Source organism: Haloarchaeobius caseinilyticus (assembly GCF_051207395.1).
Classification (GTDB): Archaea; Halobacteriota; Halobacteria; order Halobacteriales; family Natrialbaceae; genus Haloarchaeobius.
In genome coordinates this window covers 190,049-203,600 of sequence record NZ_JBPJZC010000003.1, presented here as the reverse complement: position 1 = coordinate 203,600, position 13,552 = coordinate 190,049, and the positions used below count along the sequence as shown (strand labels likewise).

Sequence of the window (13,552 nt, the reverse complement as noted above, 5' to 3'; positions counted from 1 at the left end):
TTGCCCTGTCTGGCAAAAATTACGTCCATGTACGACGACGACGACCTCGCAGACATCAGGCAATCGCGCGAGGAGTGGGAAGCAGAGACACTCGAACCCGTTCTCGACCGGTTCGGGGAGCGAAAGGACCGTTTCGCGACCGTCTCGAACATGGAGGTCGACGGGCTCTACACGCCCGACGACGTGGCCGACATCGACTTCGAGGAAGACCTCGGCTTCCCCGGCGAGGAACCATACACGCGTGGGCCCTATCCGACGATGTATCGTGGCCGGACGTGGACGATGCGCCAGTTCGCCGGCTTCGGTACTGCCGAGGAGACGAACGAACGCTTCCACTACCTCATCCAGGAAGGCCAGACCGGCCTCTCGACCGCGTTCGACATGCCCAGCCTGATGGGCAAGGACTCCGACGACCCCCTGTCTGATGGGGAAGTCGGCAAGGAAGGTGTCGCGGTCGACACGCTGCGCGACATGGAGATTCTGTTCGACGAAATAGACCTCGCCGAAGTCTCCACTTCGTTCACCATCAACCCGTCTGCGCCGGTTATCTTCGCGATGTACGTCGCCCTCGCCGACCAGCGCGGCGTCCCACGCGACGAAATCAGCGGGACGATGCAGAACGACATGCTCAAAGAGTTCATCGCGCAGAAGGAGTGGGTCGTCCCGCCGGAGCCGAGTCTCGACATCGTGACGGACACGGTCGAGTTCGCCACCGAGGAGACGCCGCGCATCCACCCCATCTCCATCTCCGGCTACCACATCCGCGAGGCCGGGTCGACCGCTGTGCAGGAACTCGCGTTCACCCTCGCCGACGGCTTCGCCTACGTCGAGGACGCGATGGACCGCGGCCTCGACGTCGACGCCTTCGCGCCGCGACTCTCGTTCTTCTTCAACTCGCACAACGCCATCTTCGAGGAGGTGGCGAAGTACCGGGCTGGCCGGCGCATCTACGCCCGCATCATGGACGAGTGGTACGACGCGGAGAAACCGGAGTCGAAGCGTCTGAAGTTCCACACGCAGACTGCCGGGCAGTCCCTGACCGCCCAGCAGCCCCTGAACAACGTCGTTCGCGTCACGATTCAGGCGCTCGCCGGCGTCATGGGCGGCACCCAGTCGCTGCACACGAACAGCTTCGACGAGGCACTCGCACTCCCCTCCGAGCGCGCAGTCCGCGTCGCGCTTCGCACGCAGCAGATTATCGCGGAAGAGTCCGGCGCGGCCGACATCGTCGACCCGCTCGGCGGCAGTTACGCCATCGAAGCTCTCACGAACGAGGTCGAAGAGCAGACGATGGCCTACCTCGACGAGATTCGTGAGATGGGCGACGGCTCGGTGCGCGACGGCGTCCTCGAAGGCATCGACCAGGGCTTCTTCCTGCGCGAGATTCAGGAGGCTTCCTACGAGTACCAAGAGCGCGTCGAAGACGAGGAAGAAGTCGTCGTCGGTGTGAACAAGTACACCATCTCCGAGGACACCGAGCCGGAGATTCTCAAGGTCGACGAGGAAGCACAGGCGAAACAACTCGACCGACTCGCCCGCGTCAAAGACGAGCGCGACGACGACGCGGTGCAGGCCCGACTCGACGACCTGCAGGACGCCATCGACGACGACGAGAACGTCATGCCGGCCATCGTCGCTGCGGTGAAGGAGTACGCGACGATGGGTGAGATAATGAAGGTGTTCGAGGCGGAGTACGGCGCGTACTCCGAACAGATCGGACTGGCCTGACCCGCTCGGCCTGAACACGCTGGTCTGACCGATGGCCTCGGTTGTCAGACCAAACCTTTTACGAACGCCTGCGCGTATGAGGGATGCGTACAAGTGGCACACGAATCCGAGAGTCGACCCCCGATATCCAGTCTCCGTTCGACGGAGGTCGTCGAACCGCCGTCGTGGTTCGTCGAGCAGGCGAACGTCGACGGGCGCGACGTCCACGGGCGATTCGACGCCGACTGGCCCGACTGTTGGCGAGCGGCCGCGTCGCTGCTCACGTGGGACGAGCCCTACGACGTGGTCCTCGGCGGCGGCGAGTCGACGCTACGCTGGTTCGACGGCGGCGTGCTGAACGCCTCGTACAATTGTGTGGACCGGCACGTCGAGTTGGGCCGTGGCGACGAGGTGGCACTTCGCTGGGCGGGTCGGACCGGTGAGTCGGCTACGTACACCTACGACGACCTCTACCGCGAGGTGAACGAGACGGCAGCCGCCCTCCGTGACCTCGGTGTGGAGGCGGACGACGTGGTCACGCTCTACATGCCGATGATGCCCGTGCTGCCGGTGACGATGCTCGCCTGTGCCCGCCTCGGTGCCCTGCACAACGTCGTCTTCTCGGGCTACTCGGCCGACGAACTCGCCGAGCGACTCCGCCGGACCGACTCGGAGGTGCTCGTCACCTGCGACAGCTACTACCGCGGCGGGTCGGCGGTGAATCAGAAGAACAAGGCCGACAACGCCTGTCTGACCGTCGACCACGACGTGACGACCGTCGTGGTGCGACGCTTCGGCGACACGTACCTGAGCGAAGACCAGCACGACTTCGATTCGCTCGTCGACGCGCAAGCGGGTGCACGGGTCGACCCGGTCCCGCGCCGCGTCGCCGACCCGCTGTTCGTCATCTACACGTCCGGGACGACCGGCGAGCCCGACCGCGTCACGCACACGACCGGCGGCTACCTCTCCTACGTCGCGTGGACCAGCCACTCGGTGCTCGACCTCAAACCCGAGGACACGTACTGGTGTGCCGCCGACATCGCGTGGATTACGGGACACAGCTACATCGTCTACGGGCCGCTCGCGCTCGGCACGACGACGGTGCTCTACGAGGGGTCGGCCGATCAGCCGGAGCACGACCGCCTCTGGCGACAGATAGCGAAGCACGACGTGGACGTGTTCTACACCGCACCGACTGCGATTCGTTCGTTCATGAAGCGCGGGGCGGACGGCCCGGCGAAGTACGACCTCTCCAGTCTGCGCCTGCTCGGCACCGTCGGCGAGCCCATCAATCCGAGTGGCTGGCACTGGTACCGGACCCACGTCGGGTCGAATCGCTGTCCCATCGTGGACACGTGGTGGCAGACCGAGACCGGTGGCATTCTGGTCTCTACGCTGCCCGGCGTGGACTACATGAAGCCTGGCGCGGCCGGCCGGGGCATCCCCGGCATCGAGGTCGAGGTGGTCGACGACGACGGCGACCCGGTCGCGCCGAACGTCGCTGGGACGCTCGCCGTCACGCGACCGTGGCCTGGCATGCCCCGGTCGCTGCTGGCAGCGGCGACCGACGACGACTGGGCGTACGTCACCGGTGACCGCGCGGTCCGCGAGGACGACGGCTACGTCACGTTGCTCGGCCGCGCGGACGACACGCTGACCGTCGAGGACGAACCGGTCGGTGTCGCCTCGGTCGAAGGAGCCATCGTTGAGGTCGACGGGGTAGCAGAGGCCGCCGTCGTGGAGTCCACGCGTCGTCGTGACGTAGTCGCGTACGTGAGCACTACCCGCGACCGTATCGCCGACCAGCAACTCCGGGGAGACATCGTCGACCACGTCGTGCAGGTGCTCGGGCGAGAGACTTGCCCGACGAGGTTCGTCTTCACCTCCGAACTCCCGAAGACCCACTCTGGCAAGATTATGCGTCGCGTGCTGGCCGCCATCGTCGACGGCGACGACTACGGCGACACCAGTGCCCTCCGAAATCCGGAGGCCGTCGGTGAAATCGAACTGGTCGTCGGTAGCGACCCCGTCGGCGACCGCTGAGGCGTCGGCTTCGGTCCGAAACTGGTACACGCCATCGTTCGTGTGCTCTCGACTTTTCGACCGAGTAGCAGCAGTGTCCGTCGGGACCTCCGCACGAGTCGTCACCGTCCTCGCAACTGTGGCCCCCTGTACTGCGTCATCGTCGACCAGCCGTTTCGCGCTGGTTAACGAGCACGAAACCATCGCAGGCTGGTGATAATCGACATTTTCCGTCGACGTGATTTCGGTCGCGTCTCCAACATTGACTGTGAATACCACGCATATTTATGGATGCATACTGTTCCACCCACTGCTACAGTCCCCCACACTATGTTAAACAATACCAACGTTTTATTTCGTGGTACAAATAATACTGCGAAGTATGTCACACGGGGGCACGACTCGGAGCGAGACGGCGGCGCTCGACGAGGAGGGCTACGAGGGGCTCTTGCGGGCGACGACGACCAACCGGGAGCGACTCGTCGTCAGACTCGCCGGTGAGGTCGGGCTCCGTCCCGTCGAGATGGTCGCGGTTCGCCCGGGCGACGTCGCCCCCAACGTCGTCGACGGCACCGTCCACTACTTGGTACAAATCACGGCAGGGTCCGACTCCCGGGACGTCTACTTGCCCGCCGACCTGCAGGGCGAGCTGTCGCGATACGCAATCGAGAACGACATCAGCCCGGAGGACCCGGTCTTCGACGTGTCGGTCCGTCGGCTCCAGATGCTCGTCGCCGAGGTGTCGTCGCGGGCCGCGGCCGCGACCGGCCGGCCCGAACTCGACGACGTGTCGAGTAGCGACCTCCGTCAGTACTTCGCCCGCCGCCTGCTCGGGGAGCGCGAACTCCCGCCCGGCGTCGTGATGGCGGTCGGCGGCTGGACCGAACTCGCCAGTCTGGCACCCTACGTCGAAGACCCGACGCCCGAGGACGTGCTCGCGGCGTTCGCGGCTGCAACCGACACACCGACTACGTCCACCGCCGACCAGTATCGACTGCTCGACGCGCTCGACCGACCGGTCGTCGTCTTCGACGGCGATGCACAGGTCGCACACGTCAACCGGCCGTTCGAAACACGCTCGGGGAGCCACGCGACCGCTGTCGTCGGTGAGTCGTTCAGTGCGCTTACGACGGCCGACCCGATAGATACGGCGGCGATCTGGGAGACGCTGACCGCCGGAGAGTGCTGGCGCGGCGACCTCGACTTCGGCGGCGCGGGACCATCGCCGGTCAGCGGGCAGACGACTATCACGCCACTGGTGACAGCACGAGACGGGAGGTCACGGTTCGTGGCGGTCGTCGACTCTGCTCCCGCAGACGGTCCGGCGACCGACGGCCGGTTCACGTCGGTCCAGCAGGTGATTCGAGGCGTGGGGGACGTCATCGCCGACGCGACGACCCACGAGGGCGTCCTTCACGGGGTCTGCGAGCACTTCGCCGCCAGTGCGGTGTACGAGTGTGCGTGGATAAGCGACGCACCGCCGGGCGAAGCGAGCGTCCCGCACGTCTGGGCCGGGGCTGACGACGGGACCATCGAACGACTCGCGTTCGCGGACCCCTCGTGGGAAGGCGACGAATTTGCTGACGAAGTAGTCGAGCACGGGGCGGTTCGGACCCGAACAGTCGACCCAGCGCGGTCGGGACAGGCACCCGGAACGACACAGCCGACAGAGACACGTTCGGGGCGAGTAGTCGCCACACCACTGATTCACGGCGAGTCGGTGTACGGTGCCCTCTGTCTGCTGGTCCAGAACGGGACCGTCGACGAGTTCGAACGACGCGCACTCGCGGCCGTGGGCGAGCGCATCGGCGAGGCCATCGCTGGGGCGGAACGAAAGCGACTGTTGTTGGCCGATACGGTGCTCGAACTCGAGTTCCGGTGTACCGACGCCCACTCGGTCGTCGTCTCGGTCTCCGACGAACTGTCCTGTTCGGTCCGACTCGACGGGGTCGTCCCGGTCGACGAGGACTCCCTGCTCTGTTATCTTCGGGTCTCCGGCACGACGCCCGAAGCTGTTCACCCGGTCGCGGCTCGCCTCGTCGACGAGACCCGCCTCGTCGCGGACTACGAGGACTCCTCGCTGCTGGAGGTGACCATCCCCGGTGACACGCTGGCAGGGACACTCGTCGACCACGGCGGCACCGTCGAGGAGTTCGTAGCCGACGACGGCGACGCACGTCTCCGCGCGGAGTTTGCACTCGACACCGACGTTCGGGCGGTCGCCGACGCCGTCGCCGCGTCGTTCCCAGAGACAGAACTGGTCGCCAAGCGCGAGGTGGGCGCAGACGCGACGACTGCCGAGGGTTTCCAGCAGTCGCTCTCTGGCGCGCTGACCGAGAAGCAACTCGCCGTGTTGCGCGCGGCGTACCACGCGGGCTACTTCGACTGGCCACGGGACTCGACCGCCGAAGAACTCGCCGAGTCGATGGGCGTCTCCTCGCCGACGCTCCACAATCACCTCCGCCGGAGTCAGTACAAACTGCTCGATGCGTTCCTCGGTGGGTCCGCTGGAGAGGACTAACGGTATCTAGGTGCCTAGTACTCTCAGGGGTGTCGGCGGTTGCGCGGTCGTTCTCGTCCGTGGTATCGTCACGTCGAGCGACATAATCGCCGCACAGCGACGCTTTCTCCACGGTTTATCATAATTAGATGTGCTGGTTATGGTGGTGGTTACACATCGTCACGGTATCGCATGACAGGCGAGGACCAGCCAGACGCGACGATCGAGGCACGATTGCGAGAACAGGACTACTTCCGTCCACCGTCGACGTTCGTCGGGCAGGCCAACGCTACCGACCCCGACATCTACGACGAGGTCGGTGACTTCCCGGAGGGGTTCGACCGCTACGCCGAGTTGCTCGACTGGGACGAGCGGTGGGACCAGACGTTCGACGGGTCGAATCCACCCTTCTTCGAGTGGTTCGTCGAGGGGAAGCTGAACGCCAGTCACAACTGCATCGACCGCCACCTCGGCGAGCGCAAGAACCAGACCGCACTCCTCTGGGAGGGCGAAGACGGTGAACAGCGAAACATCAGCTACCAAGACCTCTACCGCGAGGTGAACGAATTCGCGGCGGCGCTTCGGTCGATGGGCGTCGAGGAGGACGACGTGGTCACCGTCCACCTGCCGATGGTACCGGCACTGCCCATCACGATGCTGGCCTGTGCCCGCATCGGCGCGCCGCACTCGGTCGTCTTCGCTGGATTCTCCGCGTCGGCGCTGGCCGAACGCGTCGACTCGGCGGATTCGGATTACATCGTCACTATCGACGGCTACTACCGGCGCGGGGAATTCCTCACCCACCTCGACAAGACGGACGAGGCGATGGCCGAACTGGACGCGGACCCCGAGGTGCTCACGTGGAGTCGCCACGACGAGCCAAATCTCGACGTAGCCGACGAGTACACGCTCGTCTCGGAACTGCTCGACGAGCACCGCCGCGAGCGCGTTGACCCGGTCTCGCGCGATGCGGAAGACCCGCTGTTCCTGATGTACACGTCGGGAACCACGGGCAAACCGAAGGGCTGTCAGCACCGAACTGGCGGCTATCTCGCGTACGCGGCCGCCACCTCGAAGAACGTCCTCGACATCGAACCGACGGACACGTACTGGTGTGCGGCCGACATCGGCTGGATTACCGGTCACAGCTACATCGTCTACGGCCCCCTCGCGCTCGGCACGACCTCGGTGATGTACGAGGGAACGCCAGACCACCCGCACAAGGGGCGTATCTGGGAAATCGCCGAGAAGTACGACGTGGACATCTTCCACACGTCGCCGACCGCGGTCCGGATGTTCATGAAGTGGGGCGAGGAGTACCCCGACGACTACGACTTCGACTTCCGGCACATGACGACCGTCGGCGAACCCATCCAGCCCGAGGCGTGGCTGTGGTACTACAAGCACATCGGCGACGAGGACGCCGTCATCGTGGACACGTGGTGGCAGACCGAGACCGGCGGCCACCTCATCACGAACCTGCCCGCCATCGACGACATGAAACCCGGCAGCGCCGGTCGCGGCTGTCCCGGCATCGAACCGGCCATCGTCGACGACGATGGCGACCCGCTCGAAGCGGCCAGCGGACAGGCTGGCAATCTCGTCATCACGCGCCCGTGGCCGAGCATGCTCCAGACGGTGTACGGCAACGACGAGCGGTTCGTCGACACCTACTGGCGCGACTTCTCGGACGTCGACAGCGACGACTGGCGCGACTGGAACTACAAGGCCGGTGACGGCGCGGTGCAAGCCAGAGACGGCTACTTCCGCGTCCTCGGTCGGCTCGACGACGTGATGAACGTCGCCGGACACCGGCTGGGAACGATGGAGCTCGAATCGGCCGTCGCCGAGGTCAGCGACGTTGCGGAGGCCGCAGTCGCCGCACGCGAACACGCCGAGAAGGGTGAGGTGCCCGACGTGTACGTCGTGGTGCGCGACGGCGTCGACCCGGACGAGTCGGTGCGTGACGACATCGTCGCGGCTGTCGAGGACGAAATCGGCGCGTTCGCACGCCCCTCGAACGTCGTGTTCGTCGTCGACCTGCCCAAAACCCGCTCCGGGAAGATAATGCGCCGACTGCTGGAGGACATCTCGAACGGGGAGGAGTTGGGGAATACTACCACGCTTCGGGACCCGAGCGTGCCGGAGCAGATTCGCGACCAGGTGCAGCGCGACTGAACGTCGCCTGACCCGGTGCGCAGCTGCCCGACTAAAGGTATTTAAAGGAATATCCCGGGGTCGTATTTTGGGGCTTAGAGGTCCCAAGGAGGCGGGTTTGAATAAAAATCCGAAATATTTATTATATTGTGTTCCATGGTACTTCCTACCGTGGCACGAAATAGTCAACACACTCGGCGCGACCTGCTGAAGGCGACGACCGCGACCGGCGTCGGCGCGGCGCTCGCCGGCTGCGCCGGGGACCTGACGAGCGGTGGTGGACAGGAAGAGATCGGGAACTTCCCGATAGAGGGGGACAAGGCGATGCTCGGGTTCAACGTCCCACAGTCGGGACCGTACGCCTCCGAGGGTGAGGACGAGCTTCGGGCGTACAAACTCGCCGTCAAGCACCTCAACAACGGTGGCGGCTGGGTCGATTCCCAGTTCGACGACCTGAGCGGCAGCGGCGTCGCTGGCAAGGAAATCGGCTGGGTCTCGGCCGACACCGCGACAGACAAGAAGAAAGCGCGTGAGAACGCTCGCCAACTCATCGAGCGGGACAACGTCATCATGGTCTCCGGCGGCTCGTCCTCCTCGGTGGCCATCAACGTACAGGACGAGTGCCAGAAACAGAAGGTCATCTTCATGGCCTGTCTGACACACTCGAACGATACGACCGGGGCGGATTGCAAGCGCTACGGCTTCCGTGAAGTGTTCGACGCGTATCACACCGCGGCGGCGCTCGCACCGGTGCTGAAGGACGAGTACGGGGAAGGCAAGAAGTTCTACCAGTTGTACGCGGACTACACCTGGGGCCAGTCCGTCGAGAAGTCCATGCGTCAGTTCATGACTGAACAGGCTGGCTGGAGTCAGGTCGACTCCGTCGCGACGCCGCTGGGGACGAAGAACTACTCGTCGTTCCTCTCGAAGGCGTCGAACTCGGGCGCGGACGTCTTGATGCTCGACCACTACGGACTGGATCTGGCGAGTTCGCTCTCGCAGGCCGTCGAAGCGGGCATCAAAGACGAGATGACCATCGTCGTCCCACTGTACAACCGGCCGATGGCGGAGAACGCGGGCTCGGCCATCTCCGGCGTGTTCGGGACCGTCGCCTGGGACTCGGCCATCGACAACGAGCCGTCGAACCAGTTCACGGAGGTGTTCAAGAGCGAGTACGGCGGCCGCATCCCGTCCGGTCCGGCCCAGCTCGCGTACGCGCAGACGCTGCAGTACGCGGCGGCCGTCGAGCGCGCCGGCTCGTTCAACCCCGAGAAGGTCATCAAGGAACTCGAGGGGTACGAGTACAACAACATCGGGATGGGCGAGGAGACGATGCGAAAGTGCGACCATCAGGCCCAGCGGGCTGTCCCGGTCGTCCGCGGCCTCCCGGAGGGCGAAATCTCGTCGGGTAACTACTACGACATCGTGAACCTCACGCCCGCGGACAAAGTCGCCTACGGCTGCAACGAAGGACCCGCGGGGCAGTGCGACCTCGGCCCCTACAAGTGAGACGGCGTCCAGCTACCGAATTTATCATACGACACGCTAGATAATGACACACAATAGACTGGTAGGAGGGAGCATATGAGTCTCGCCACCGACACCATCTCGATACTGTTGAACGGCCTCCAGCAGGGCTCGATTTACGTCCTGCTCGCGGTCGGGCTATCCATCATCCTCGGCACGCTCGAATTCGTCAACTTCGCTCACGGGGCGTTGTACATCGTCGGCGCGTACCTCGGCCTCTACGTGGCCGGGTCGTTGACCCTCTCGGAAGGGTACCTCGCCGACCAAGGCATGAACACGCTCGGCCTCGGCGCGGGGTTCGCGGCCGCCATCGTCGTCGTCGTCGTGACGGTGTTCGTCCTCGGACTGCTCATGGAGCGATTCGTCGCGCGGGCGTTCTACGACCGGCCGGACACCGACCAGATACTCGTGACGTTCGGGCTGGCCATCGTCGTGCAGGAATTGCTCCGGGTCACGCTCGGGGCGAACAGTCAGAACCTCGCGGCACCCATCAACGGGTCGGTCCCGATTCCCGGCGTCGCCACCTCGTGGTGGCGCATCGCCATCATCGGTATCACCGCGTTCTTGGTGCTCGTCGTGTACGGGCTCATCGAGTACACCGACTTCGGGCTCGTCGTCCGCGCCGGGACGGAAGACGCGGAGATGGTCCAGTTACTCGGCATCCGTATCACGCGACCGTACATCATCGTCTTCGGCATCGGCGCGGCGCTGGCCGGCGTCGCTGGCCTCGTCGGTGGACCGCTCAACCCCATCAACCCGAACGCGGGCACGGACGTGCTGGTCCCCGCCTTCGTCACCGTCGTCATCGGCGGCGTCGGGAGCATCCGGGGCGCGGTGCTCGGCGGCGTCACGCTGGGCATGGTCCAGGCGTTCTTCCAGTACTCGCCGGGTCCGCTCAACCTGACCCCGTGGGCGCAGGTCGCCATCTACGCCATCGCCGCCATCATCCTACTGTGGCGGCCACAGGGTATCCTCGGTGACGAGGTGAGCACCGCATGAGCGACGGTCGTACGGACACCGGAGACGCCACAGGAGCCGAACGTCGCCGCGAGGAGAGCGAAGAGAGCGGATTCGGCGGCTACACGACGGTACTCGGCGACGAGGGCGCAGTCATCCTGTTCACGCTCGTCGGTGTGCTCGTGTTCCCGTATCTATTCGCCGGCGCACCAGTCATCAGTGACGTACTGAGCGGGTACTACGGCCTGACGACGCTCATCCTCATCTGGGGTATCTTCACGATGGGGTTCGACCTGCTCCACGGCTACACTGGCCTGCTCTCGTTCGGCCACGCGGCCTTCTGGGGCACCGGCAGCATGGTCGCCGGGTTGCTCATCGAGTACGCGGGTATCGACTTCCCACTCGTCGTGGTTCTGGTTGGCCTCTTGGCCACCGTCTTCGTCGCGTGGATCATCGGCTACCTCTCGCTCCGACGCGGCGGCATCTACTTCGCCATCCTGACGCTCGCCTTCGGCCAGATGCTGTACTTCACCATGTTCGGCCCGCTCGGGACGTACACCGGCGGTGAAGACGGACTGTTGCTCGAAGTCGGCGGGCTCGCCGGCGTGATTCCGCTCGACGCTGGCGTGCCGATACTGACGCCGCTCGGACTCGTCGGTAGTTGGCTCTACTTCGTCGTCGCGTTGATTACGGTCGTCTCGGTCGCGGTCGCCCACCGCATCCTCAAGTCGCCGTACGGTCTCGTCTTCCGCGCTATCCGTGAGAACGAGCAGCGCGCGGAGTTCGTTGGCCTGAACGTCTGGCGGTACAAGCTGGCCGCGTTCGTCCTCTCCGGGGCGTTCGCGGGACTGGCTGGCGGCCTGTTCACGGTGTACAAGGGAACGACCTCCGCGGAGACGTTCTACTGGCTCGTCAGCGGCGAAGTCGTCATCATGAGCATCCTCGGCGGCGTCGGCACGCTGTTCGGCGCGTTCTTCGGTGCGGGGATCTACCTGTACATGTCGAACGTGCTGAACTCGACGCTCGGGTCGACGTGGCACCTGCTGCTCGGTCTGATGTTCGTCATCGTCGTCTGGCTGTTCCCCGGCGGGCTCTGGGGCGGCATCCAGCGCGTCAGAACCCTGGTGTCCGGCGGCGACGACAGTGGTCCGGTCCGCACCGATGGAGGTGACGAGTGATGGCACTGCTCGAAACCGACAATCTCGTCAAGCGCTTCGGTGGCGTCACGGCGACCGACGACGTGTCCATCGAGATCAACGAGAACGAGCGCGTGAGTCTCATCGGCCCGAACGGGGCCGGCAAGTCGACGCTCATCAACCTGATGACCCGCCGACTGGAGCCGACCGAGGGTGACATCCGATTCAAGGGTGAGTCCATCGTCGGCCTCGAACCACACGAAGTCGTCCAGCGCGGCGTGAGCAAGTCGTTCCAGACCGCCTCCATCTTCCCGGAGCTATCGGTCCTCGACAACGCCCGCATCGCCGCACTCGGCGCGGAACACGGCGACTTCAGGCTCAACTTCTTCCGTCGCCTCGACGGCTACGGCGAGGTCGGCGAAGTGGCCCGAGAGACGCTCCAGTCGGTCGGCCTCTGGGGCCAACGTGACCAGCGCGCTGCGGACCTGCCCTACGGCGACAAGCGTCGCCTCGAAATCGGCATCGCACTCGCCGCCGAACCCGACCTGTTGCTCATGGACGAGCCGACGGCCGGGATGTCGCCCGAGGAGACCGAGGCGACGGTCGACCTCATCGAGCGCATCAAGGAAGAACGCGGCCTGACGTTCCTCCTCGTCGAACACGACATGGAGATAATCTTCGAGGTGTCCGACCGCATCATCGTGCTCAACCGCGGACAGGTGATCGCTGAGGGAACGCCCGACGCGATTCGGAAGAATCCAGCCGTGCAGGAGGCCTACCTCGGAGGTGTCGAGTGATGCTGCTCGAACTCGACGGCGTGAACTCGCACTACGGGGAGAGCCACATCCTGCGCGACGTGTCGATGCAGGTCTCCGAAGGGGAGATCTGCGCACTGCTCGGACGGAACGGAGCGGGGAAGACGACGACGCTGCGCTCCATCGCGGGTGCGAGTCCGCCAGACGTTCGAACCGGAAGCGTCCGATTCCAAGACGAGGACATCACTGGCGGAAATCCCGAGGACGTGGCCGCCCGTGGCATCTCGTTCGTGCCGGAGGAACGCCGCGTGTTCACGGAGCTGACGGTCGCGGAGAACCTGAAACTGCCCGAGGTCGCACAGAACGCCTCGAATCGCTGGGGTCGGTCGGCGGCGACCACGGATACCGGGTTGTCGCTGGACGACGTGTTCGAGTACTTCCCGCGACTCGAAGAACGACAGAGTCAGGCAGCGGGGACACTCTCTGGCGGCGAGCAGCAGATGCTCGCCATCGGTCGGGCACTCAGACAGCCGACCGAACTGCTGTTGCTCGACGAACCCTACGAGGGACTCGCACCGCAGATAATCAAGTCCGTCGAGAACGCCATCGAGCGCATCCGTGACGACGGCCAGACCATCCTACTGGTCGAGCAGAACGCCCGTGCGGCGATGAACATCGCCGACCGTTGTTACGTGGTCGACCAGGGCGAAGTGGTGTTCGCCGGGGGTGCAGACGAGCTGGCGGACGACGAGGAGACGCGACAGCGGTACCTCGGCGTCTGAGCCGGT

At 64.9% G+C, this 13,552-nt stretch carries 9 protein-coding genes; all 9 read left to right on the top strand.

Annotated elements, in window-relative coordinates:
* Positions 1-27 precede the first annotated feature (27 nt).
* The 9 genes from ACSC1P_RS13670 to ACSC1P_RS13630 all read left to right on the top strand — a co-directional run bounded on the left by ACSC1P_RS13670 (position 28) and on the right by ACSC1P_RS13630 (position 13,546).
* Positions 28-1,728 carry a methylmalonyl-CoA mutase family protein gene (locus tag ACSC1P_RS13670; RefSeq protein WP_435360742.1) on the top strand — a complete coding sequence of 567 codons (1,701 nt, stop codon included), beginning with the start codon at positions 28-30 and terminating at the stop codon, positions 1,726-1,728.
* A gap of 93 nt (positions 1,729-1,821) precedes the next feature.
* The gene (locus ACSC1P_RS13665; protein WP_435360741.1) at positions 1,822-3,753 is read left to right on the top strand and encodes an acetate--CoA ligase; all 1,932 of its coding nucleotides are present in this window, start codon (positions 1,822-1,824) and stop codon (positions 3,751-3,753) included.
* A 361-nt stretch (positions 3,754-4,114) separates the two neighbouring features.
* Positions 4,115-6,253: a bacterio-opsin activator domain-containing protein gene (locus tag ACSC1P_RS13660; RefSeq protein WP_435360740.1), complete on the top strand. Its 2,139-nt coding sequence runs from the start codon at positions 4,115-4,117 to the stop codon at positions 6,251-6,253.
* 171 nt (positions 6,254-6,424) lie between these two features.
* A complete protein-coding gene (acs, locus tag ACSC1P_RS13655) occupies positions 6,425-8,410 on the top strand; it encodes an acetate--CoA ligase (protein WP_435360739.1) in 1,986 nt (661 codons plus the stop codon).
* 270 nt (positions 8,411-8,680) lie between these two features.
* Positions 8,681-9,898, top strand: coding sequence for a substrate-binding protein (locus ACSC1P_RS13650; RefSeq protein WP_435361510.1), 1,218 nt, complete (start codon positions 8,681-8,683; stop codon positions 9,896-9,898).
* A 75-nt stretch (positions 9,899-9,973) separates the two neighbouring features.
* Positions 9,974-10,915, top strand: a complete 942-nt coding sequence (locus ACSC1P_RS13645; protein WP_435360738.1) for a branched-chain amino acid ABC transporter permease — start codon at positions 9,974-9,976, stop codon at positions 10,913-10,915.
* Complete coding sequence (locus tag ACSC1P_RS13640) at positions 10,912-12,051, top strand: branched-chain amino acid ABC transporter permease (RefSeq protein WP_435360737.1); 1,140 nt, start codon at positions 10,912-10,914, stop codon at positions 12,049-12,051. The genes ACSC1P_RS13645 and ACSC1P_RS13640 overlap by 4 nt, the downstream gene beginning before the upstream one ends.
* A complete protein-coding gene (locus ACSC1P_RS13635; RefSeq protein ID WP_435360736.1) occupies positions 12,051-12,806 on the top strand; it encodes an ABC transporter ATP-binding protein in 756 nt (251 codons plus the stop codon). Before ACSC1P_RS13640 ends, ACSC1P_RS13635 begins: the two co-directional genes overlap by 1 nt.
* Positions 12,803-13,546, top strand: coding sequence for an ABC transporter ATP-binding protein (locus ACSC1P_RS13630; RefSeq protein ID WP_435360735.1), 744 nt, complete (start codon positions 12,803-12,805; stop codon positions 13,544-13,546). The genes ACSC1P_RS13635 and ACSC1P_RS13630 overlap by 4 nt, the downstream gene beginning before the upstream one ends.
* Positions 13,547-13,552 lie beyond the last annotated feature (6 nt).